Source organism: Mycobacterium sp. IDUB_39 (assembly GCF_055419205.1).
Window position 1 is genome coordinate 484,833 of sequence record NZ_JBVAXF010000001.1, and the last position, 22,301, is coordinate 507,133.

At 68.0% G+C, this 22,301-nt stretch carries 20 protein-coding genes; 5 read left to right on the forward strand and 15 right to left on the reverse strand.

Annotated elements, in window-relative coordinates:
- The 4 genes from ACZY0X_RS02285 to grcC1 form a co-directional block, all read right to left on the reverse strand.
- Positions 1-1,740 carry a hydroxysqualene dehydroxylase gene (locus ACZY0X_RS02285; protein ID WP_463767972.1) on the reverse strand — a complete coding sequence of 580 codons (1,740 nt, stop codon included), beginning with the start codon at positions 1,738-1,740 and terminating at the stop codon, positions 1-3.
- A gap of 71 nt (positions 1,741-1,811) precedes the next feature.
- Positions 1,812-2,351: a hypothetical protein gene (locus ACZY0X_RS02290; RefSeq protein WP_463767973.1), complete on the reverse strand. Its 540-nt coding sequence runs from the start codon at positions 2,349-2,351 to the stop codon at positions 1,812-1,814.
- Between the two features lie 69 nt (positions 2,352-2,420).
- Positions 2,421-3,302, reverse strand: coding sequence for a zinc metalloprotease HtpX (gene htpX, locus ACZY0X_RS02295; protein ID WP_241401026.1), 882 nt, complete (start codon positions 3,300-3,302; stop codon positions 2,421-2,423).
- Between the two features lie 78 nt (positions 3,303-3,380).
- Positions 3,381-4,388, reverse strand: coding sequence for a nonaprenyl/(2E,6E)-farnesyl/geranylgeranyl diphosphat synthase (grcC1, locus tag ACZY0X_RS02300; RefSeq protein ID WP_463767974.1), 1,008 nt, complete (start codon positions 4,386-4,388; stop codon positions 3,381-3,383).
- Positions 4,389-4,408: 20 nt separating this feature from the next.
- Between grcC1 and menJ the strand changes: the two genes are divergently transcribed.
- Together menJ and ACZY0X_RS02310 are read left to right on the forward strand one after the other, a co-directional pair.
- Entirely contained in the window at positions 4,409-5,659 is a 1,251-nt protein-coding gene (gene menJ / locus ACZY0X_RS02305) for a menaquinone reductase (RefSeq protein ID WP_463767975.1), read from the forward strand.
- Between the two features lie 153 nt (positions 5,660-5,812).
- The gene (locus ACZY0X_RS02310) at positions 5,813-8,566 is read left to right on the forward strand and encodes a helix-turn-helix transcriptional regulator (RefSeq protein ID WP_463767976.1); all 2,754 of its coding nucleotides are present in this window, start codon (positions 5,813-5,815) and stop codon (positions 8,564-8,566) included.
- Between the two features lie 9 nt (positions 8,567-8,575).
- Here ACZY0X_RS02310 and ACZY0X_RS02315 read toward each other — a convergent pair whose 3' ends face one another.
- A complete protein-coding gene (locus ACZY0X_RS02315; RefSeq protein WP_463767977.1) occupies positions 8,576-9,262 on the reverse strand; it encodes a demethylmenaquinone methyltransferase in 687 nt (228 codons plus the stop codon).
- A 94-nt stretch (positions 9,263-9,356) separates the two neighbouring features.
- Between ACZY0X_RS02315 and ACZY0X_RS02320 the strand changes: the two genes are divergently transcribed.
- On the forward strand, positions 9,357-10,181 hold the full coding sequence (locus ACZY0X_RS02320) for an SDR family oxidoreductase (protein WP_463767978.1): 825 nt from the start codon (positions 9,357-9,359) through the stop codon (positions 10,179-10,181).
- 59 nt (positions 10,182-10,240) lie between these two features.
- Here ACZY0X_RS02320 and ACZY0X_RS02325 read toward each other — a convergent pair whose 3' ends face one another.
- Complete coding sequence (locus tag ACZY0X_RS02325) at positions 10,241-11,368, reverse strand: glycosyltransferase family 4 protein (protein ID WP_463767979.1); 1,128 nt, start codon at positions 11,366-11,368, stop codon at positions 10,241-10,243.
- 105 nt (positions 11,369-11,473) lie between these two features.
- On the opposite strand from ACZY0X_RS02325, the gene ACZY0X_RS02330 reads away from it, so the two are divergent.
- Positions 11,474-12,166, forward strand: a complete 693-nt coding sequence (locus ACZY0X_RS02330) for a DsbA family protein (protein WP_463767980.1) — start codon at positions 11,474-11,476, stop codon at positions 12,164-12,166.
- On the opposite strand, the gene ACZY0X_RS02335 is transcribed toward ACZY0X_RS02330, so the two are convergent.
- From ACZY0X_RS02335 to ACZY0X_RS02370, 8 genes are read right to left on the reverse strand one after another with little or no spacing between them, the layout of a single operon-like run.
- The gene (locus ACZY0X_RS02335; protein ID WP_463768734.1) at positions 12,127-12,663 is read right to left on the reverse strand and encodes a DUF3592 domain-containing protein; all 537 of its coding nucleotides are present in this window, start codon (positions 12,661-12,663) and stop codon (positions 12,127-12,129) included. The two genes, ACZY0X_RS02330 and ACZY0X_RS02335, sit on opposite strands and share 40 nt — an antisense overlap.
- Positions 12,663-14,312: a 2-succinyl-5-enolpyruvyl-6-hydroxy-3-cyclohexene-1-carboxylic-acid synthase gene (gene menD / locus ACZY0X_RS02340; protein ID WP_463767981.1), complete on the reverse strand. Its 1,650-nt coding sequence runs from the start codon at positions 14,310-14,312 to the stop codon at positions 12,663-12,665. Before menD ends, ACZY0X_RS02335 begins: the two co-directional genes overlap by 1 nt.
- A 34-nt stretch (positions 14,313-14,346) precedes the next feature.
- Positions 14,347-15,129, reverse strand: coding sequence for an alpha/beta fold hydrolase (locus ACZY0X_RS02345; RefSeq protein ID WP_463767982.1), 783 nt, complete (start codon positions 15,127-15,129; stop codon positions 14,347-14,349).
- 54 nt (positions 15,130-15,183) lie between these two features.
- A complete protein-coding gene (locus ACZY0X_RS02350) occupies positions 15,184-15,921 on the reverse strand; it encodes a DJ-1/PfpI family protein (protein WP_463767983.1) in 738 nt (245 codons plus the stop codon).
- A 13-nt stretch (positions 15,922-15,934) separates the two neighbouring features.
- Positions 15,935-16,948, reverse strand: a complete 1,014-nt coding sequence (locus ACZY0X_RS02355; RefSeq protein WP_463767984.1) for a GlxA family transcriptional regulator — start codon at positions 16,946-16,948, stop codon at positions 15,935-15,937.
- Positions 16,949-16,964: 16 nt separating this feature from the next.
- Positions 16,965-18,197 carry a TetR/AcrR family transcriptional regulator gene (locus ACZY0X_RS02360; protein WP_463767985.1) on the reverse strand — a complete coding sequence of 411 codons (1,233 nt, stop codon included), beginning with the start codon at positions 18,195-18,197 and terminating at the stop codon, positions 16,965-16,967.
- Positions 18,198-18,231: 34 nt separating this feature from the next.
- Entirely contained in the window at positions 18,232-19,191 is a 960-nt protein-coding gene (locus tag ACZY0X_RS02365; RefSeq protein WP_463768735.1) for an o-succinylbenzoate synthase, read from the reverse strand.
- A gap of 54 nt (positions 19,192-19,245) precedes the next feature.
- Complete coding sequence (locus tag ACZY0X_RS02370) at positions 19,246-20,343, reverse strand: tartrate dehydrogenase (protein WP_463767986.1); 1,098 nt, start codon at positions 20,341-20,343, stop codon at positions 19,246-19,248.
- Positions 20,344-20,475: 132 nt separating this feature from the next.
- On the opposite strand from ACZY0X_RS02370, the gene ACZY0X_RS02375 reads away from it, so the two are divergent.
- Positions 20,476-21,366 (forward strand): LysR family transcriptional regulator, encoded by an 891-nt coding sequence (locus ACZY0X_RS02375; protein ID WP_463768736.1) that lies wholly within the window; start codon positions 20,476-20,478, stop codon positions 21,364-21,366.
- 29 nt (positions 21,367-21,395) lie between these two features.
- Here the strand turns inward: ACZY0X_RS02375 and pdxS are convergent, their stop codons facing one another.
- The gene (pdxS, locus tag ACZY0X_RS02380) at positions 21,396-22,295 is read right to left on the reverse strand and encodes a pyridoxal 5'-phosphate synthase lyase subunit PdxS (protein ID WP_463767987.1); all 900 of its coding nucleotides are present in this window, start codon (positions 22,293-22,295) and stop codon (positions 21,396-21,398) included.
- Between the last annotated feature and the right edge of the window lie 6 nt (positions 22,296-22,301).

A 22,301-nucleotide genomic window follows, 5' to 3' on the forward strand; every position in this document is an offset into this window, starting at 1 on the left:
TCAGCCGGGCAACACCCTCGACGCCAGTCGCAGGCTCAGCGCTAGCACCGACGAGATCGGATCCGTGCCCGCCAACTCGCCCGCGTCGTTGAGCGTGAACGGCGAGCGCCTCCGCCCGCGCCTGCCCATCCGCCACGCGATCGCATCGGCGACCCGCAACGGCTTCAACAACGGCGGCTCGTCGAGATCGAATACGTCGCAACGATCCTCGGGGTCGAACTCCTCCTGCACGAGGATCCCGTTGACCGCCCTTCTGGCTGCCTCGTTGGCACCCTCCATGGTGGCCAGGTCGGTGTTACTGCGGACGAAGTCCGACGCGATGAAGAAGTTCGGGATGCGGGTCACGGCGTCCGGTCGATGACGCCACGAGCGCTTGGTGTTGATCAGCAGCGGCTCGTCGTTGCCGAGGTTCGCCGGATCGCGAAAGTCGATAGCCGGATCGAGGAACCGGTGCAGCAGGTTCTCCTCGGCGATCTCACCTTGCTCGAGATGGTCGGCCAGCTGCTCCCAGACCTCGTCGAGGATCTCCCTCTCGCTGCACTCGCGGGCCGGCCTGCCGAGCCGCGGACTGGGAGTGTCCCAATCCGAGATATCTACGGAGAGGACATCTCTCACGCGTCCGTCGCCCCGGTCGGTGAGCTTGACGTCCTTCCAGAACTGCCCCTGGGCGATCGACGTCAGCGCCCACTCGGAGTCGACGTAGATGGCATGGCCGCGCGGGAAGTCGGTCAGCTCCTTGTCGAAGTAGAACATCGCGCCGGTCATCCACCGCGTCGTCAACCTCTCGAGGTATCCCAGCCGGGGTTCTGCGGCCCGAAGTTGGTCGGTGAGTAGGCGGTTGAGCTTCTCGACCGGTATCGCGGCGATGTAGTAGTCAGCCGTGACGGGTTTGAGCCGGTCCCCGATCGAGACGCCCGTGATGGTCTGGCCGTCGCAGTGAATCGCTGTCACCGGAGAGCCGCCCTCGAACGTGACGGCCGTCTTGGACGGCGTTGCCCCGCGCAGGTACTCGATCCAGGGGTCTATCCACACCTCGCTCGTCGGGCCGTTCAACACGCGGTCGACCTTGCCGTCGACCTGTGCCATGTCCTGCATGAGCTGCGTCAGGATGGCGCATCCGGTCTTGGCCGACATCTCCTCGGCGCGGGCGGCCACCAGTGAGCGCGTCATCCCCTTGGCGAGGAACTTCTGGAACTGGCTGGAGCGGTGCTCGGCGTCGACGAAGTCCCACCAACTCTGTCCCTCGAACTCGGCCAGGCGGCGTTCGTCGCAGGCTGTGAGGTAGGCGAGGATCCGCTCGACGAAGGCCGCGTACTCGGGCAGTGGGACGGCGAGGTCGACGGCGATCATGCGCATGAACCGGACCATCTTCACGATGTCACCGACGCTCGACGGGAACTTCATGGGCGCGATGATCTCGTTCTTCGACCCGGCCGCCTGCGCCATCAGCATGTCGGTGGCCAGCACCAGGTTGTCCTTCACCCAGCCGCCGCCGAACGGGATCTCGGCCATCGTGGCGTCGATGTGCCGGTAGAACCCGGGGAAGAACCGGAAGCCGTGCTCGCCGGGCAGGTCTGGTCTGCCACCCTTGCCGGTCCCGGGCACGGGTATCGAGCGGGCCTTGCCGCCGAACACCGCGCGCGCCTCGTAGACGGTTACGTCGAATCCCCGCTTGGAAAGCTCGTGGGCGGCACTCAGGCCGCCGATCCCACCCCCAAGCACCACAACGGATGCCCCCATGGGCCGATCATATGACTGGGGGTCGGGTTTCGGCAGGCAGAAGGTGCGCCGCGGTTAGTTGAAGGTCGCGGTTAGTTGAAGTACGGGTTCGTGCCCTCGGGGCGATCCAGCAGCGGGTTGGTCGCGTTCAGGATGTGGCTGCCGGCCGGGCTCAGCACGAAACCGGCCTGATCGAAGTTGTTCTGACACGTCGTGATGACGCCGTCGAACCCGCAGGTGACGTTGCGGAAGCTGATCCGTGAACCCGGGGGTAGCGGCTTGGCATCCGCGGTGACGCCGGCATAGATCGGTGCGGCAGCGTTGGCGAAGCCCGGTGCACCCACCTGGCCACCGCTGACGGTGTTCGCACCGTTGGGGGCCGCGGGGATCGCACCGCTGCATCCATAACCGCCGGTTGAGCGGCTCATCACGCAGGTGACGCCGTCAGCGACGGTGAATGCGTAGAAGGTGCCGTCCTTGGAGGAGAACTCCGAGGGCTTGACCGACACGAAGGTGTTGACGTTGGGCGGGGGTGGTGGCGGCACCGGTTCCGGATCGGCGACCGCCATGGCGGACGTACCGATCGCAGCTGCCCCCGCAGCAACCAGGCCGATCAGGATTCTGCTCAGCACGGGCTCAGCGTAGAGCAGGTGTTTGCTGAGTGCATCACTGCGGTGGAAACCGCAGGTCACACGGGCCGCTCAATACTGGCCCGGGCCGCGACCGGCCATCTGCTCCAACCGCGCGATGCGCTCAGCCATCGGCGGGTGGGTGGAGAACAGCTTGCCGATCTTCTCGCCGGCCCGGAACGGGTTGGCGATCATCAGGTGCGCCTGGTCGGCCAGCTGCGGCTCGGGCGGCAGCGGGGCCGCCTCGACACCACTGCTGATCTTGCGCAGCGCGCTGGCCAACGCCAGCGGGTCGCCGGTCAGCTCGGCACCGGACTGGTCGGCCTGGTACTCCCGCGACCGCGACACCGCCATCCGGATCACCGTGGCCGCAATCGGGCCCAGCATCGAAACCAGAAGGATGGCAAAGGGATTGGCTCCACCGTCGCGATTTCCGCCGAACGCGCTCATGATGAACGCGATATTGGCCAGTGCGGTGATCACCGAGGCCATGGCGCCGGCCACGCAGGAGATGAGGATGTCGCGGTTGTAGACGTGGCTCAGCTCGTGCCCGAGCACCGCGCGCAGCTCGCGCTCATCGAGGATGCGCAGGATCCCGGTGGTGCAGCACACCGCGGCGTTGCGCGGGTTGCGGCCGGTGGCGAAGGCGTTGGGCGCATCGGTGTCGCTGATGTAGAGCCGCGGCATCGGCTGGTGCGCGGCGTTGGCCAGTTCTCGCACGATCCGGTACATCGCCGGGGCCTGCAGCTCGGTGACGGGCTGGGCGTGCATCGCCTTCAGCGCCATCTTGTCGCTGTTGAAGTACACGTACGCGTTCATGCCGAGCGCGAACAGGACGGCCAGCCCGAGGATGGCGGTGCTTTGGAACAGTGCGCCGATGAAGACGATCAGCGCAGAGAAACCCGCCAGCAACAGGAACGTCTTGAATCGGTTCGCGTGCGGATGCCAGGTCATTGGTTTGCTTCTTCCTACGAAACTCTCGGAGTCATCGCTGATACCAACGCCCGGGGAGGCCCCCCGGGTTCCAACGCGTCAACCGTGACGGTGGACGGTGTAGTCGATCAGGCCGAGCAGGGCGTGCCGACCCGGACCGTCGGGCAGCTTCTCCAGCTCAGCGCGGGCGTCGGCGGCATACTTGCTGACGGTCTGCTTGGCCTCCACGATGCCGCGTGAGGAACGCAACAGCGCCAACGCCTCGGCCAGCTCGTCGTCGTCCTCGACGGGACCCGCCAGCAGCACCCGCAGCCGGTCAGCCTCGGGGCCGCTCTCGCGCAGGGCGTACAGCACCGGCAGGGTGTGCACGCCCTCGCGCAGGTCGGTCCCGGGAACCTTGCCCGACTCGTCGGGGTCGCTGTCGATGTCGATGATGTCGTCGGAGATCTGGAACGCCGTGCCGACAATGCCGCCGATCCGCGCCAGCCGCTCGATCTGCTCGTCGTCGGCGCCGGAGAACGTCGCTCCGAAACGGCCAGATGCCGCGATCAGGCAGGCCGTCTTCTCGTAGACCACCTTGAGGTAGTGATCCACGGAGTCGACATGCTCGACCGAACCGCGCGTCTCGCGCATCTGGCCCGTGACCAGTTGCGCGAACGTGTCGGCGATGATGGCCACCGCGTCCGGGCCAAGGCGCGACACCAACCGCGACGCCGTCGCGAACAGGTAGTCACCCGCCAGGATCGCGATGTTGTTGCCCCACCGGGCATTGGCACTCTGTGCGCCACGGCGAATCTGCGCCTCGTCCATGACGTCGTCGTGGTAGAGCGTCGCGAGGTGCACCAGCTCGATCACGGCGCCTGCGACGGTGACCTGCCAGGCGTCCGGCTCGGGCCCGAGCTGCGCGGAGAGCACCGTGAACAGCGGTCGGAACCGCTTGCCGCCCGCCTTGAACAGGTGCGAGACGGCCTCGGCCATCAACTCGTCGGCCTTGCCCAGCTCGGTCGACATCAGGTCCTCGACCCGTGCCACTCCATCGCGCACTTGCGCGGCGAAGTCGGGGTCGCCGAAGTCCACGCCCGCGACCACAGTCGCTGGTGTCTGCATTGCTCCAACATACTGGGTAGGTGGAACCGGATACGGAGGGCAGGAGCGTAGCGACCCGATCAGCTGATGTGCTGGTGATCGGGGCGGGACCGGCCGGTTCCGCGGCCGCTGCCTGGGCGGCTCGTCGTGGCCGCGACGTGCTGGTCATCGACTCCGCCGAGTTCCCCCGGGACAAGGCATGCGGAGACGGCCTGACACCGCGTGCGATCGCCGAACTGCGCCGGCTGGGCCTCGGCCAGTGGCTCGACGGCCGGATCGCCCACCACGGGCTGCGGATGTCGGGCTTCGGCGCCGACGTCGAGGTGCCCTGGCCCGGCCCGTCGTTCCCGTCGACCAGCAGCGCGGTACCGCGCACCGAACTCGACGACCGCATCCGGTCGGTCGCCGCCGACGACGGCGCCAAGATGTTGTTGGGTACCAAGGCCGTTGGCGTGCGCCACCATTCGGATGGCCGTGTGGCTGCGGTCAAACTCGATGACGGCACCGAGGTCACGTGTACGGAGCTGATCGTCGCCGACGGCGCCCGCTCCACGCTCGGGCGGGCCCTCGGGCGGGCCTGGCATCAGGAGACCGTGTACGGCGTCGCGATCCGCGGCTACATCGCCTCGCCCCGCGCCGCGGAGCCGTGGATCACCTCGCACCTGGAACTGCGCGCGCCGACGGGTGACGTGCTGCCCGGCTACGGCTGGATCTTCCCGCTGGGCAACGGCGAGGTGAACATCGGCGTCGGCGCGCTGGCCACCACCAAGCGTCCCGCCGACACCGCGCTGCGCCCCCTGATGTCGTATTACACGAGCCTGCGCCGCGACGAGTGGGGCTTCGACGGCGAGCCACGCGCCGGGCTGTCCGCGCTGCTCCCGATGGGCGGCGCGGTGTCGGGGGTCGCCGGACCCAACTGGATGCTGATCGGTGACGCCGCGGCGTGTGTCAACCCGCTCAACGGCGAGGGCATCGACTACGGGCTGGAATCGGGCCGGCTCGCCGCCGAGATGCTCGGATCGGGCGACCTGACGCAGGCGTGGCCAGCCGAGCTGCGCGCGCACTACGCCCATGGCTTCTCCGTCGCCCGCCGGCTCGGACTTCTGTTGACGATCCCCCGGTTCCTGCCCGCCGTCGGCCCGGCCGCGATGCACTCGCGGTTCCTCATGGGCATCGCTGTGCGGGTGATGGGCAACCTGGTCACCGCCGAGGACGCCGACTGGATCGCCCGCGTCTGGCGCCGCGCCGGCGCCGGTTCCGCGCGCCTGGATCAGCGCCCGCCATTCAGCTAGCGCCACCGCAGTAATCCCGTCGCACGCGTTACCGAGCGCGTCGTTGACGCTTACGATAATTTCTCGTCCTATAGGCATGGCGACTTCATCGGCGGACACTTGACATAGCTGCCCATTTGTTTGCCGAGAGAATGGAGGGGGAACATTGCTGGGGTGGTGCACCGTGTCGCGGAATTACGCGCCGTTGCCGAATTCCTGAAATCCGCCCAAGTACATCCGGCGGTGCTGGTCATCGAGGGTGAGGCCGGCATCGGTAAGACGACGATGTGGCGGGAGGCTGTGGAGCAGGCACGCGAGCGCGGATTTCGCGTGCTCACAGCACGGGCTGATCAGGCCCAGTGCGGCCTCGCGTACAGCGCGCTCGCCGATCTGCTGGACGGCATCGAACCCGAGATCCTCGACACCCTGCCCCGTGTGCAACGGGTGGCCTTCGATCGCGTGCGGTTGCAAAAGGACGACGGGCACACAATCAGGCCCGCCACCGACGAACGTGTGGTTGCTGCGGCGTTCCTGACGCTGGCCGAACGGCTGTGCGCTCATTCGCCGGTGCTCGTCGCACTCGATGACGTGCAATGGCTGGACCCGGCGAGCCGGTCGGTCGTCGCGTTCGGGGTGCGCAGGCTGAGGGGCCGCATCGGGGTCATGGTGGCCGACCGCATGGACCCCAAGGCCGGCTACAGCGCCGCCTGGCTGCAACTCAACGGCCTCGACGGTGTGGAACGTGTCCGGATCCAGCCGTTGAGCGAGACAGGCCTGCGCTCGGTGCTGCGTGAACACCTGGGTCGAGCGCTACCGCGGACCGCGCTGACGCGCATCACAGAGCTGTCCGGCGGCAATCCGTTCTACGCGCTCGAACTGGCCCACGCCATGGACGAGCAGCCCGTCACCGCCGACTTCGGCCTACCGGGATCGCTGGCTGACCTGGTTCGGTCACGTCTCGATCGGATCAGCGGCGCCGGCCAGGACGTGTTGCTCGCCGCCGCCTCGGTCGGCGCACCCACGGTGGACTTCCTGGCCGAGGCCACTTCGCGCAGCACCGACGTGGTCGTCGAACTGCTCGAGGAAGCAGAGAACGACGGCATTGTGGTGATCGAGGGCAACCGGGTCCAGTTCACCCACCCGCTCCTGGCCCGTGGCGTGCACGGCATGGCCAGCATCGACCGGCGGCGTGAGATGCACCGGAGGCTGGCCGACCTCGTCGAGTTACCCGAGCTTCGGGCCCGCCACCTCGCGCTGGCCTCCGCGCATGCCGACGCCGCGACGCTCGAGGCGCTCGACGACGCCGCCGAGAACGCCCGGTCCCGAGGCGCACCGTCAGCGGCGGCCGAACTCCTCGACCTGGCGATCAGCCTCGGCGGCGACACCCCAACGCGACGAATCCGTGGCGCAGAGCATCACTTTCGAGCGGGCGACTCCGAACAGGCCTACCAGCTGCTCGGCCCCGTGATCGAGGCCCTGCCGACGGGTCCATTGCGCGCCGAGGCCGCCAATCTGCTTGCCGCCATCCACACCGTCGACGATCGTTTCGTCGAGGCCACGGCCCTGCTCGACGGAGCCCTGATCGACGGCGCGGAGGACCCCGCGCTGGTGGTGCAGAGCCTGCTCCTGCTGTCGTACGCACATTTTCAGGAGGGCGACTTCACCGGCTCACAGCGCCGTGTCCGCGAGGCCGTCGACATCGTCAACACACTGAAGGCTCCCGGGTTGACCAGCCAGGTCCTTGCGATGTCGGTGATGTCGGAATTCATGGCGGGCAATGGATTCAGCGAGGACACGATGCGACGTGCGCTGGAGCTCGAAGACCGCGACACCGACGTCCCAGTTCAGTTCCAGGCCAGTGCCGTCAACGCCATCGTGCTGGGCTGGATGGGTCGGCTAGACGAGGCACACGCCGGCGCCGCCGAGGTCAGACAGCTCAGCTCCGAACGCGGCGCCGAGAGCGATATGACGGCCGCGGCGGGCCATGCGGCGTTCATTGCCGTGTGGCGCGGAGAGTTCGAGTCGGCGGATCAACTCGCCGACGAGGCTGTGGAGCGCGCCATCCTGGCGGGCGGTCAACACATCAGGATGACCGCGCTCGTCATACGGGCCGTCGTATCGTCTCACCAGGGCAGAATGGATCGGGCGCGAGCCGAGGCGAACGAGGCCATTGCCATCGCATTGCACTGCGGCTCACCGCAGTTCGCAGTGTGGCCGACCGCGGTTCTCGGCTTCATCGAGGTGTCATTGGGCCGTTACGCGGAGGCACTGTCCTTCCTCGAGCCCTTCATCGGGGTGTTCGATCAGCTACCGGGCAGCGAGATCACCACCATGTGGTACGTGCCGGACGCCGTAGAGGCGATGATCGGCTCAGGCCGCAGTCACGAGGTCGAACCACTCATCGCGAGGCTGGAGGACGAGGGGAACCGGCTCGACCGGGCCTGGCTCATCGCCACCGGCGCCCGCTGCCGCGCGATGTGGCTGGCGGCGCAGAACGACCTGCCGGGCGCGGTCCGCGCGATCAATCGCGCGATGACCGAACACGACCGTCTGCCAATGCCGTTCGAGCGTGCCCGCACCCTACTCGTGCGCGGACAGCTGCTGCGGCGTCGACGGCTGATCTCGGCCGCGGCGCAGACGTTCAGCGAGGCGTTGCAGGCGTTCGAGCAGATGGGCGCGTCGGTGTGGGCAGACCGGGCGCGTGCCGAGCTGACCCGCACACCGTTGGGCGGCGGCGCCACCGGGCTCACCGCCGCCGAGCGCCGAGTCGCCGAGTTGGCAACGTCGGGTATGACGAATCGTGATGTCGCACAGACATTGTCTGTCAGTCACAAGACCGTCGAGGCGAATCTGACACAGATCTACCGCAAGCTCGGCATCCGGTCGCGGGCCCAGCTCGCACAGCGGCTGCGCTCGTCGGGGTGGTAGCGCCGGCGATCAGGCCTTGACGGCCGCGTGCAACGCGACAATGCCGCCGGTGAGATTACGCCACCGCACCGATGACCATCCCGACGCCGAGATTCGCTGCGCCAGTTCGGCTTGGTCAGGCCAGGCACGGATCGACTCGGCGAGATAGACATAGGCATCGGGGTTGGACGACACCGCTGTCGCCATCCTCGGCAGCGCCTGCATCAGGTATTCCTTGTAGATATTCGCGAACATCGGGTTCGTCGGCGTCGAGAACTCACACACCACCAGTCGGCCGCCGGGCTTGGTCACCCGTGCCATCTCGCGTAGTCCGGCCTCGTGGTCAACGACGTTGCGCAACCCGAAGCTGATGGTCACGGCGTCGAACGTGTCGTCTGGGAACGGCAGTTTGGTGGCATCCCCCGCGACCTTCGGCACCGGGCGTGATGCACCGGCGGCCAACATCCCGACCGAGAAGTCACACGCCACGCACCACGCACCGGAGCGTCCCAGCTCCACAGTCGAGACCGCGGTGCCGGCGGCCAGGTCGAGCACCATGTCCCCCGGTCCGATGCCGAGGGCCGATTTGGTGGCCCGCCGCCATGACCGGTCCTGCCCGAGCGACAGCACTGTGTTGGTGACGTCGTAGCGTCGCGCGACGCCGTCGAACATCGACGCGACCTCGTGCGGGTCCTTCTCCAACGACGCCCTGCTCACGACATTAAAGCTACCTGTGAGGTTTTGCCTTGTGGGAATGGGTCGACGTGATCGACGTTGAACAGCGCAGGCACCACGATGAGGAGAAGACGACATGGCAGGAAAGACCTGGTTCATCACCGGAGCGTCACGGGGGTTCGGCCGCGAGTGGACCATCGCGGCCCTGGAGCGCGGGGACAGGGTGGCGGCGACGGCACGCGACACAGCGACGCTCGACGACGTGGCGGCCAAGTACGGCGACGCGCTGCTGCCGATCAAGCTGGACGTCACCGACCGCGAGGCCGACTTCGCCGCCGTCAAACAGGCACATGAGCACTTCGGGCGGCTCGACATCGTCGTGAACAACGCCGGGTACGGGCAGTTCGGCTTCATCGAGGAACTGTCGGAGGCCGACGCCCGGGATCAGATCGAGACGAATGTGTTCGGCGCGCTGTGGGTGACCCAGGCGGCGCTGCCGTTCCTTCGCGAACAGCGCAGCGGCCACATAATCCAGGTGTCGTCGATCGGCGGCATCACGGCATTCCAGAACGTCGGCATCTATCACGCGTCGAAGTGGGCGTTGGAGGGCTTCTCGCAGTCGCTGGCGCAGGAGGTCGCATCGTTCGGCATCCACGTCACGCTTATCGAGCCCGGTGGCTTCTCCACGGACTGGGCCGGGTCGTCGGCCAGGCGCGCGACCCCGCTGCCCGCCTACGCCGAGGCGCACGCCGAGGCCGACCGCATCCGCGGTCAGCGCTCCGCAGATCCCGGCGACCCGAACGCCTCGGCCGCGGCGATCCTGAAGGTCGTCGACGCCGAGAAGCCGCCGCTGCGGGTGTTCTTCGGCTCGTTGCCCTTCTCCCTGGCCAAGGCCGACTATGAGAGCCGGCTGGCGAACTGGGAGGAATGGCAACCCGTCGCCGAGTTGGCCCAGGGCTGAGCGATTTCGGCGCGTTTTCGTTCGGTGAGCGACGGTTAGCGCGCCGAAATCGCGGGGAGTTAGGCGGCCTTGGCGCTGCGCGTGCCCAGCACTGCGTCGTAGTGATCGACCAACTGCGCGCAGACCGCGGGCCAGGTGCGGCTCAGTACGCTGCGGCGTGCGGCGACCGAGTAGCGGGGGCGCTCGGCGAGCAGGTGTGCGACGGCGGCGGGAAGCCTCGCCTCGAAGTCGTCGACCTCCAGCAGCAGGCCGGTGTGCATCGGGGACACCAGATCCCGGGGCCCGCCCGCGTTGGGCGCCACCACCGGAAGCCCCGAGGCCATCGCCTCCTGCACGGCCTGGCAGAACGTCTCGTGCTCACCGGGATGGACGAACACATCCATGCTGGCGTAGCCGGCGGCCAGCTCGGCGCCGTACAGTGCACCGGTGAAAACCGCTGAGGGCATGAGGGTTTGGAGTCTGCCTCGGTCGACACCGTCGCCGATGACCACGACCTGCAGGTCATCGCGGCGGGCCAGCGCCGCGAGCCGCTCCACGTGCTTCTCCGGTGCGAGCCTTCCGACAAACCCGACGATGGGCTTACCCGCAGGCGACCACGCCGCTCGCAGCACCTCATCGCGCGCCGACGGGACGAAGCCCGTGATGTCGACGCCGCGTCCCCAGTGATGCACGCGCGGCACGCGGTGCGCGACCAGATTCTGCATGGCCGACGTCGACGGGGCCAGCGTGCGGTCGGCCATCGCGTGCAGGTGACGTGTCCACGCCCACGCGGCGCGCGATGTCACGCCGACGCCGTAGCTCTCGGCGAATCCGGCGATGTCGGTCTGGAACACCGCCACGGTCGGCACATCCAGGTGGCGGGCCGCGTGCAGGCCGCCGTAGCCGAGCAGTGCGGGCGAGGCCAGGTGCACGACATCGGGTGCGAACCCGCGCAGCACGCCGACCATCCGCGGGCGCGGCACCCCCAACGGCAGCGATGTCACCTTCGGGAACATCCGCGAGGGCACCCGGTGGATGCGGACACCGTCGTGCACGCGGTCGGCGGGGGCCTGCTTCCTCGGAGTGTCCGGGGCGATGACGAGAACCTCGTGGCCGGTTCTGCGGAGATGCTCGATCACCCGAAGCACCGAGTTGGTGACGCCGTTGACATTCGGGAGGAAGCTCTCTGTGACGATCGCAACGCGCACATCAGGAGCGTGGCAGTGGCGCCTGTCCACGAGGTTGCGGGCAGGCATACGCAACGCGAAAACGTGACGATCACCGGTAGGCTGACGTCCTCGGAAGGGGGCCTCATGCGGCGATGGCGCAGCGCACTGGTCGCGGTGGCCCTGGTGTCACTGACATCGTCGGTGGCCGGGTGCACCAAGGCCGTCACCGGCAACGCACAACCCGATCCGGCCACGGCGGCCGTCGAGATCACCGAGGACGGCTACGGCATCCGCGCGGGCTTCGACGATGCGCCCGTCGAGATCGAGATCTTCACCGAGCCGCAGTGCAGCCACTGTGCCGACCTGCAGACCGATTTCGGCGACCAGATCGCGTATTACATCGCCGCTGGGCAACTGGCCGTCACCTACCGACCGGTGACGTTCCTGGACAGCGTGGCCGACGGACACTCGGCCCGGGTGTCCAATGCGATGTTCGTCGCCGCCTCACCGAGTCCCGACGGCGATACACCGACCGGGCCGGCGTTCCAGCGGTTCGTCGAGGAGCTCTGGGCCGCACAGGATCCCGGCGGATCCGGCCCCTCCGATGACGAGATGGCCGATATGGCAAGGACGGCTGGCATTCCCGACTATCAGGCCGGCGAGATCGCCTCGGGGGATCTGACCTTCGACACCGCCGCCATGTCGGACACCAACCTGATCTATCTACTCGACATCGATCCACTCGAAAGCGGCACACCTACGGTCTACGATCTGACCAACGATGAGAAACTCGATGTCTACGACAACGACTGGCTCTCAACGCTGATGGCCTCCTGAGCTGCCACCCTTCGCCCCAGGAACGCCAGCACCGCCAGCAGGAGGCCGGCAATCAACCAGCCCAGCACCGCTATCGACCCGGCGGGAATCAACGCCAGCGCCGCGTTTCGGTCCCGAACCCGAACCACATCGGGATCGTTCTTGTCGTACTCAACGTAAATCCGCATGCCCGTGTCCAATTCGGACGGATAGAGCACGCCGAGTTCCGGCCGATAGGTGACCCTGTCCGGCGTGACGAACTCGATTGTCGAACGTCGCGGACCCGCGTCGAGAACCTCGGCCGCGGCCACTCCCATATTGCGCTCGATCTGCTGATCGTTGCGCCACGCTCCGGCGACGAGTAGCACCGACATCAGTGTCACCAGGCAGGCGAACAGGACCACGCCGAGGCGCGTCCAGCGCAGGATGCGTTGCCTGCGTGACTCGTTCGGCTCGCCGTACAGGTGCGGGAAGAGAACCCCCCAGAAGGCGTTGGCGCGCCGGATGATCGACGCGATCACGGGGCGTCCCTCAGTGCCGTGCGGATCGACGCGTGCAACGCCCGCAGCGATGAACGGTCGGCCTTCACCTCCAACACGCGCATGCCCTCGAACGGCTGGGCCAGAACCTCGGTGAGGTTCTCGGCCTCCACCTGCGCGCAGTCGATGTGATACGCCCGGCACAGTGCCGCGATGTCGACATCGTGCGGCGTACCGAAGATCCGCGCCGACACGTCGGAGAATCGCGGGTCGCCCTGCTCGAGCAGTTCGAAGATGCCGCCGCCGTTGTCGTTGGACACCACGATGGTCAGGCTCTTGGGCCGCGGTTCGGTGGGCCCGATCAACAGCCCGGAGCTGTCGTGCACGAACGTCAGGTCGCCGATCAGCGCGACGGTGCGGCCACCTGTGCGGTCGTGCGCCAGCGCGGCACCGATCGCCGTCGACACCGTTCCGTCGATACCCGCGACGCCGCGGTTGGAGCGCACCCTGATACCGGGCCGATTCAGGCCGACCAGTGCCGCGTCGCGCACCGGGTTGGACGCGCCGAGCACCAGCTGGTCACCGTCGAGCAGACCGCCCACGACACCCGCGGCCACGTGCAGCCCAGTCGTCAGCGGATGCGCGGCGAGCTGGGCGCGAACCGTCTCGACGGCGGCCTTGTTGGCCGCGCGGCAGCGGCTCAGCCAGTCCGGATCCGATGTGCCGTGCAGTACCGCCCGCGTGCCGGTGGCCTGCGAGTTCCCCGAGACGTCAGGCCAGCGCGGGCCCGTCGTCAGCGCGTACACCGGCACCGCAGGGTCAGCCAGCAGCGCCGAGACACCCCTGTGCAGCGTCGGCCGGCCCAGCATGATCACCTGACGCGGGGTCACCGATGCCAGGGCCAGCGGATGCAGCGGGTTGGCCGGCGGTGGCGCGGTGGGCTCGGCGACCGTCGGCAGGTGCGCGAGGTTGGGGTGCGCACCGGCGCCGTGCCCCGCGATCACCACCGTGTCGGCCGTGACGTCGATGTCCAGCGGCTGGTCGAACGTGACGGGCGGGGTGTAGGTCCACGGCATGCCATCGGGTCGGCCCGGCGGGGTGTCGTCGTCCCCCGGCGCGTCGACGTCGGGCACCAGCGGCTCGCGCAGTGGGATGTCGAAATGCACCGGGCCGGCATTTGCGCTACGAGATCCCTTGGCGGCCACCAGAACCCGGCACGTCGCCGAACGCCACTGGCCGTTGATCGCGTCGATCCGGTCGGGTGCGTGCTCGGCAAGGCCGAGGCTGATGGTGGCGCGCACCTGGCTGCCGAAGTAGCCGAGCTGTTCCATCGTCTGGTTGGCCCCGGTGCCCAGCAGTTCGTACGGCCGGTTGGCGCTCAGCACGATCAACGGCACCCGGGCGTAATTGGCCTCGATCACCGCGGGTCCGAGGTTGGCCACCGCGGTGCCCGACGTCATGGCCACGCACACCGGCGCCCCGGCCGCGACGGCCAGGCCCACGGCCAGGAAGCCCGCCGTGCGCTCGTCGATGCGCACGTGCAGCCGCAGCCGTCCCTGCCGGTCGGCGGCCTCCAGCGCGAAGGCCAGGGGCGCGTTGCGGGAACCGGGGCAGAGCACCACATCGTGGACGCCGCCGCGGATGAGTTCGTCGACGACGACGCGTGCCTGAGTCGTCGACGGGTTCATCGGTCCTTCACTACTACAGCCTGTCACACGCGAACTAGACGCCAGCGGCGAAGAACTCCAGCGCCGCAGCGTTGACGGCCTCGGGGCGCTCGATGAAGCCGAGGTGACCCGTATCGGGAATGCGCAGGTAGCGGCCGTTCGGCATGGCGTCGGCGACCTCGCGGCCCAGATGTGGCGGGAGCATCATGTCGTCGGCGAAGCCGATCACCAGCGCCGGCGCCGCAATGCCGCGGTAGGCGGGTAGCCGGTTGCCCTCGGGCGCGACGTCGATCTGGGCCAGCACGCCCGGCGTCAGCTTGTTGGGCCACATGGTGAACATGTCGATCCAGTCGCGCACGGCCGCGTCGTCATTCAGCGTCTTGGGCGAGAAGTTCTCCAGCAGCCGGTTCTTCGCGTCGTAGGCGGGCGGCAGCTCGATACCCGCCGCGATGAGATCGCGTTCCGCGCTGCGGCAGAACTCGCGGGTGCGGTCCTCACGTCCCCGGGTGGCCATGAGCACCGCCGATGACACCAGCTCCGGGCGGGCCAGCATCAGTTCCTGGGCGATGAATGACCCCATCGACACCGACATGATCCGCACCGGGCCCAGATCGAGCTTCTCGATGAGCGCGGCGGTGTCGGCGACCATCTGTTCCGTGGTGAAGCCCGTCGCGTTCTCCGTCGCGCCGATACCGCGATTGTCGAACGTGACGACGCGGTAGCCGGCCTTCTGGAACGCCGGGACCTGGTGCAGGTGCCAGGTGCGGCCCGCGCCCCCACGGCCGGCGATGAACAGGACGGGCTCACCGGAGCCGCGGTCTTCGTAGGCCAGGTTCACGCGGCCGACCCTACCGAGTGCGAGTTCGGCGCGCTAAGGCGCGGTGGGCGATCCTCAGCGCGCCGAAGTCGCGCTCTTGCGGGTGCCGCGCCCGCGGGCAACGTCGATCGCCCGGTCCCACAGCAGCCGCACCGGAGCGGTGAGCTGACCCGCCTTGACCATGTCAGCAGTGAGGAAGGCCGCGGCCGTCGCCTTGGTCGCCGCGGACGCCTTGGACATGTGGCCCGAGTCGAACGGCGGTTGCGGGTCGTACTCGATGGCGAGCTGGATGGCCTTGGCCCTGGCCTCCCCGCCGATCTGGCCTGCCAACCACATCGCCATGTCCAGCCCCGCCGACACACCTGCGGCCGTCACGAGCTTGCCCTCGTCCACGATGCGCTCGTCGCCGACCGGGGTGACGCCGAAGGCCTTGAGCATCGGCAGCGTCCCCCAGTGCGATGTGGCGCGCTTCCCCTTCAGCAGACCGGCGGCCGCGAGAATCAGCGAACCCGAGCACACCGAGGTGGTCCACGTTGACGTCGCGTCGGCCCGGCGCACCCAGTCGAGCACCCTCTCGTCGCGCGCGTGCTCCATGGTCGACGGCCCCCCGGGCACGAGAATGACGTCGGGCGAGGGGGTTTCGTCGAACGAGTGCGTGGCGCCGACGATCAGCGCGCCGGAGTCGGCGGTGACGGGGCCGGGCTCGTGCCACACGAATCGGACCTCGGTGTCGGGCAGGTTGCGCAGCACCTCATACGGTCCGATGAAGTCCAGTGCGGTGAAACCGGGATAGAGCACTATGGCGAGCTGCATTGCTACTCCTCTGTCAGGTGAATGATCTGCGGTACTGGTCGGGCGAGATGCCCATCCGGCGAACGAAATTGCGTCGCATGGTCTCGGCGGTGCCGAACCCGCAGCGCGCGGCGATCACGGTGACGGTGTCGTCGGTCTCCTCGAGCTGACGCCGCGCCGCCTCGGTGCGGACCCGTTCGACGTAGGCACCGGGCGCCTCGCCGACCTCGCCGGTGAAGACGCGGGTGAAGTGGCGCGGGCTCATCGCCGCGCGGCGCGCCAGATCTGTGACACCGTGCGCGCCACCGGGTTCGGACTCGATTTCCTCCTGCACGGCGCGGATGGGTTCGCGTTTGGCGCGCGGCATCCACACCGGTGCGGCGAACTGTGTCTGCCCGCCGGGCCTGCGCAGGTAGAGCACCATCCAGCGGGCCACCGTCTGCGCCACCTCGGTGCCGTGATCGGCCTCGACCAGGGCCAGCGACAGGTCGATACCCGCCGTGACCCCTGCCGCGGTCCAGACGGTCTCCGAGCTCCGCACGAAGATGGGCTCGGGATCGACGTTGACGGCGGGGAACTCGTTGGCCAGTTGCGCCGCGAACGCCCAGTGCGTGGTGGCCGTGCAGCCGTCGAGCAGACCGGCCTGCGCGGCGAGCAACGCCCCGTTGCAGACGCTGACGACGCGGCGGGCGGTCTTGGCGACCGCCTGGATCCAGGCGATGACCTCGGGGTCGCGGCGTGCGGCGTCGGTGCCGAACCCGCCCGGGAGCACGACGGTGTCGATACCGCGCCGCGGATCCGGCAACAGGTGGGTGACGAGCTCCAGGCCCGTGCCGGTGCTGACGGGACCACCGCGCAGCGATACGACGCGCACGTCGTAGCCCTCGTCGACTTCGCCGTGGGACAGCAGGATGCCCGTCGCCGCGTTGAGCACGTCGAACGGACCCACGAGGTCCAGGGCCTGAACGCCGTGGAAGCCGAGGATCACCACCGAGCGCTTCACGTGTTCAGTGTCGGCTCCCGTGGCGATGGCGTCTATGCCATGCATCCCACAGATCAGGACATCACGGGTTGTGTGCGGCGCCGAGCAGGGTGATGCGCAGCAGCTGGCGTACCACCGCCTGGGACTGCTCGGTGTACTCGTAGCCCATGAGTCGGCCCAGGTCGACCACGAGGGCGAACGCGGCGTGCACGGCGAACCGGGCCTCGGCCGGGGTGATCTCGGGCACCGCCTCGCACACCTGCCCGCCCCAGGCCTCCGTCGTCGCGCGTTGGATGTTGTGCAACGCCGCCTGCTCCTCGGCGGGCACGTTCATCCGCTCCGCGTAGTAGACGTAGGCGATCTCCGGATTGGCGAACGACCGACGGACATACGCGTCGACCAGGCGGCTGACGGCGTCGGCGGGGCCGTCGGACTCGGCCAGGACCGTCGAGACGTCACCGGACACCCGGTCGGCGGCTCGCCGATACGCCGCGGCCAGGATCGCGCCCTTGCCCGTGAAGAACCGGTACAGGCTGGTGGTGGGCAAACCGGCGGCGGCCGCGATGTCATCCATTCCGGTGTCCCGGTAGCCCCGCTCGTCGAACAACAGCATCGCCGCGCCCAGGATGCGCTCGTAATCCCCCGCTGCCGGCCCCACCACGGTCCGACTGAACACGCGATCCCGCGGTCCCGCCTCAGCCGGCAGGTCGGTGTCCCGGATGTCACGGGCGATCCGGGTCAGCGTGGCGTGAATCTCGTTGGCGGGCAGTTGAGCCCGGTGATCGGTGATGCTGCCGATGACGCTGAGCACGGCCGAGGACAGCGTCCAGCGCTGCCGAGAACTGAGCTTCGGCCGCAGCAGCGACAGCGGGCGTTGCAGTCTGCGGTTGACCAGCTTGATCTGCGAGTTGAGGACCACCTGGTCATCGTCGGTGAGATAGCGGCCCTCCCACCGGTACAGGCCGCCACTGGTCCGATTGCGCAGCGTCGTGTCGATGAGTTCGGTGACGATGCGGTCCCACAGCTGCTCCGGGTCGGCACCGGGCTCACCCTCGGACACGTCGTCGACGAATGCCGTGCACTCCACCAGTTGCTGGCCCAGACCCAGCACCGCGACCCGAAACAGGTCGTACTTGCGGGAGTAGTGCCGATACAGCGACGCGGCCGTGACGCCGACGCGGCCGGCGATGTCCTCCATGCTCACACCGTGATAGCCGAGTTCGCTGAACGCCTCGGCGGACGCCCTGGCGATCTGCTCCTTGCGATCCTTGGGCCGCCTGCGCCGCTCCGCGCCCACCTCTGGCGTTGCTGGCATGCCGTCAGACTAGGTCAGCGAGGTCGTGCTCTGCTCAGCGTGCCAGCGGTAGACACTCGGCGATGCGGTCGATCCACCACTGCCGCCGATCGGGCGTTGCGGCCAGCGCGTGCAGGCGGGCGGGGTCGGGCACCGTCGGGCCGACGGGCAGATGACCGTCCACCCCGGCGAGCGGTTCGGCGACGTCCTCGGTGAACAGTCCGCCGGTGCCCAGGCCGCACGCATAAGGCAGGTCGGGGAGGCAGGCCGCGGCCAGCAGTCCACGCGACATACCCACCGCGGAGTCCAGCGCACTGGAGACCACGATCGGAATGTCGATCTGGGCTGCGATGTCCAGCAGCGGCCGCACCCCACCCAGCGGTGCCACCTTGACCACCGCGACGTCGGCGGCCCTGGCCCGCACCACCCGCAGCGGGTCCTGCGCCTTGCGGATGCTCTCGTCGGCGGCGACCGGCACGTCGATGAGCTCTCGCAGTTCGGCCAGCTCCGCCACCGAGGCGCAGGGCTGCTCCAAGTACTCCAGCGGGCCGTCAGCGGTCAGCGCGGCCGCTGCGGCGACGGCCTGCCGCACCGTCCACCCGCCGTTGGCGTCGACCCGCACGGTCGGAATCAACGCGCGCACCGCGCTGACCCGCGCGACGTCATCGGCCAGGGTCTGCCCCGGCTCGGCCACCTTGACCTTCGCGGCGCGGGCGCCGGGAAACCGCGCCAGCACCTCGGGGACTCGAGCCGCGTCGACGGCGGGCACGGTCGCGTTGATGGGGATGCGGTCGCGCAGCGGGGTCGGGGGTTGGGTGTAGGCCGCCTCGATCGCCGAGGCCAGCCAGTGCGCCGCCTCGTGCGGACCGTATTCGAGGAACGCACCGAACTCGCCCCAGCCGCAGGGCCCCTCGATCAGCGCGACCTCGCGAACCTCGATACCGCGGAACCGCACCCGCATGGGGAGCGCGACGACGTGCAGACCGTCGAGAACGTCATCGATGCTTGGCTGCACGCCTCCATACTGCCCCGTGGCGCTCGTCACGATTCAGACGGTGGGCGACTCCTGTCAGGCACCGGACATCGAGGTGGCGCGGACGAGTTCGTCGCGCACGGCGTCGCCGAGGTCCGAGGTGCTCGACGACCCACCCATGTCGGGGGTGAGAACCGAACCGCCGCGAGCCAGCACAGTTTCGACTGCCTGCAGCACCGCTACGCCCGCCTCGACCTCGCCGAGATGCTCGAGCATCATCGATGCGCTCCAGATCTGTCCGACCGGGTTGGCCACGCCGCGCCCCGCGATATCCGGCGCTGATCCGTGCACCGGTTCGAACAGACTCGGAAACTGCCGTCCCGGGTTAATGTTCCCGCTCGGGGCGATGCCGATGGTGCCGGTGCACGCTGGCCCTAGGTCCGACAGGATGTCACCGAACAGGTTGCTCGCCACCACCACGTCAAACCGGTCGGGATGCATCACGAAGTTAGCCGCCAGGATGTCGATGTGGTACTTGTCGACGCGCACGTCGCCGTACCCCGCAGCCATCGCCTCCACACGTTCGTCCCAATAGGGCATCGTGATCGAGATTCCGTTGCTCTTCGTTGCCGACGTGAGATGCCTCTTTGGCCGGTTCTGGGCAAGATCGAAGGCGTACTTGAGGATTCGATCCACGCCGGTGCGCGTCATCACCGTCTCCTGCATGACGATCTCGCGGTCGGTGCCTTCGAAGATCTTGCCACCGATGCTGGAGTACTCGCCCTCCGTGTTCTCCCGGACCACGTAGAAGTCGACGTCACCCGGTTCACGGCCGGCCAGCGGGCTGCGCACTCCCGGAAGCAGTTTCACCGGACGCAGGTTGACGTACTGATCAAAGTGACGCCGGAACTGCAGAAGGCTGCCCCACAGGGAAACATGATCAGGGACCACGGCGGGCCACCCGACCGCTCCGAAGAAGATGGCATCGAATGCCCTCAGTTCGTCGAACCAGCCGTCGGGCAGCATCTGCCCCGTCTTGCTCCAATAGTCCGCACTTGCGTAGTCGAACTGCTCGATGTCGACGGCGAAATCGAATGCTGAGGCCGCGGCTTCGAGCACCTTGACGCCCTCGGGCACGACTTCCTTGCCGATGCCATCACCCGCGATGGTGGCGATTCGATGGGTTGCACCCATGGTGTTGCGCTCCGATCTCGGCCGTACCGTGTTGTCGATTACCACCGTATTCGGCAACAAGCCAGAGCGATAGGACGCCGAGTGCAAGATAAAGTTGCCTGATACGACATAAGCCGAGGAGCCGCAGTGAGCATGTCCGATGACGTCGGGTTCTTCGAGGTCGTCGCCCGATCACCCAGTCTCACCGAGGTGGGCCGGGAGATGGGGATCTCGGTCTCGTCGGTCAGCAAACGACTGGCGCACCTCGAGAAGCGGCTCGGCGTGCGCCTCGTGCAGCGCAGCACCCGACGGCTGACCCTCACGATGGAAGGGGAACGGTACGCCGCCGGCGCGGCGGTGATCGCAGCGCAGCTGGCCGAGCTCGAGGAGTCCGTCACGGGTAACTTCTCGCAACTGCGTGGGCGCATCCGGATTCATTCGTCGGTCGGCCTTGGCAGAGCGCATATCGCTCCACTGCTGGCGGAATTCGTCGAGCAGAACCCGCTCGTCCAGGTCGACGTCGAACTATCCGCCAAACCCCTCGCCATAGCGGGTACGCCATTCGACATTGCGATTCGCGTTGGTGCTCTGCAGGACTCGCGGTTGACGGGAAGGAAGCTGTACCCGAACCGACGGGTCGTATGCGCGTCCCCGGAGTATCTGCTGCGAAACGGAACTCCTGAGTCGATCAGCGACCTCGAACACCACAACTGCATCGTCCTGCGTCAGGATGACGGCGACTTCGCGTTATGGCGGTTCGGCAGCGAGGGGAACGAGATGTCAATTCGCGTGGCGGGAAACATGATCAGCAACGACGGTGACGTCACGACGCAGTGGTGCCTGGAAGGTCGCGGTCTGTTGATGCGCTCCTTGTGGCACGTTCAGCCGATGCTCGACGCCGAAACGCTCGTCCAGGTGCTTCCAGACCTCGAGACACCGCCCGCCGACATCCACGCCGTCTACTCGGCCACCCCGGAACCACCCCGCAGAGTGCGAGCGGCGGTGGACTACCTGCAGGACCGGCTCTGTGACCGCCTCCGCTGACAACGTGGATTCCGCTGCCGCACACACACTCACCAGCCGCGTTCGGCGAGCCGGTGCGGCTGCGCGATGTCCTCGACGTTGATGCCGACCATGGCCTCACCCAGCCCGCGCGACACCTTGGCCAAGGCGTCGGCGTCGTCGTAGAAGGTGGTGGCCTTCACGATTGCCGCGGCCCGGGCGGCGGGGTCACCGGACTTGAAGATGCCCGAACCGACGAAGACACCCTCGGCGCCGAGCTGCATCATCATCGCGGCATCGGCCGGGGTGGCGATGCCGCCAGCGGTGAACATCGTGACGGGCAGCTTGCCCGCGCGAGCCACCTCGACCACCAGGTCATAGGGCGCCTGCAGTTCCTTTGCGGCGACGAACAACTCGTCGGTCGACAGGGAGCTGAGCCTGCGGATCTCACCGAGGATGGTGCGCATGTGGGTGGTCGCGTTGGAGACATCGCCCGTGCCGGCCTCACCCTTGGAGCGGATCATCGCCGCCCCCTCGGTGATGCGTCGCAGCGCCTCGCCCAGGTTGGTCGCGCCACACACGAAGGGAACCGTGAACTTCCACTTGTCGATGTGGTTGGCGTAGTCGGCCGGGGTCAGCACCTCGGACTCGTCGACGTAGTCCACCCCGAGGCTGCCCAGGATCTGCGCCTCCACGAAGTGACCGATGCGGGCCTTGGCCATCACGGGGATGGTGACCGCGGCGATGATGCCCTCGATCATGTCCGGATCACTCATCCGCGATACGCCACCCTGGGCGCGAATATCGGCGGGCACACGCTCAAGCGCCATGACAGCGACCGCGCCAGCGCCCTCGGCGATGCGCGCCTGCTCAGGGGTGACGACGTCCATGATGACCCCACCCTTGAGCATCTCGGCCATACCACGCTTCACACGTGCCGAGCCGACTGTCTTATCCTCTGTAGCAGTCATTTTCAC

Bases quoted from the DNA above. Each gene is read 5' to 3' on its own strand.
- ACZY0X_RS02285 (WP_463767972.1), bottom strand. From the start codon at position 1,740: ATGGGGGCATCCGTTGTGGTGCTTGGGGGTGGGATCGGCGGCCTGAGT.
- htpX (WP_241401026.1), bottom strand. From the start codon at position 3,302: ATGACCTGGCATCCGCACGCGAACCGATTCAAGACGTTCCTGTTGCTG.
- grcC1 (WP_463767974.1), bottom strand. From the start codon at position 4,388: ATGCAGACACCAGCGACTGTGGTCGCGGGCGTGGACTTCGGCGACCCC.
- ACZY0X_RS02320 (WP_463767978.1), top strand. From the start codon at position 9,357: ATGGCAGGAAAGACCTGGTTCATCACCGGAGCGTCACGGGGGTTCGGC.
- ACZY0X_RS02330 (WP_463767980.1), top strand. From the start codon at position 11,474: ATGCGGCGATGGCGCAGCGCACTGGTCGCGGTGGCCCTGGTGTCACTG.
- menD (WP_463767981.1), bottom strand. From the start codon at position 14,312: ATGAACCCGTCGACGACTCAGGCACGCGTCGTCGTCGACGAACTCATC.
- ACZY0X_RS02350 (WP_463767983.1), bottom strand. From the start codon at position 15,921: ATGCAGCTCGCCATAGTGCTCTATCCCGGTTTCACCGCACTGGACTTC.
- ACZY0X_RS02355 (WP_463767984.1), bottom strand. From the start codon at position 16,948: ATGCATGGCATAGACGCCATCGCCACGGGAGCCGACACTGAACACGTG.
- ACZY0X_RS02360 (WP_463767985.1), bottom strand. From the start codon at position 18,197: ATGCCAGCAACGCCAGAGGTGGGCGCGGAGCGGCGCAGGCGGCCCAAG.
- ACZY0X_RS02370 (WP_463767986.1), bottom strand. From the start codon at position 20,343: ATGGGTGCAACCCATCGAATCGCCACCATCGCGGGTGATGGCATCGGC.
- ACZY0X_RS02375 (WP_463768736.1), top strand. From the start codon at position 20,476: ATGTCCGATGACGTCGGGTTCTTCGAGGTCGTCGCCCGATCACCCAGT.
- pdxS (WP_463767987.1), bottom strand. From the start codon at position 22,295: ATGACTGCTACAGAGGATAAGACAGTCGGCTCGGCACGTGTGAAGCGT.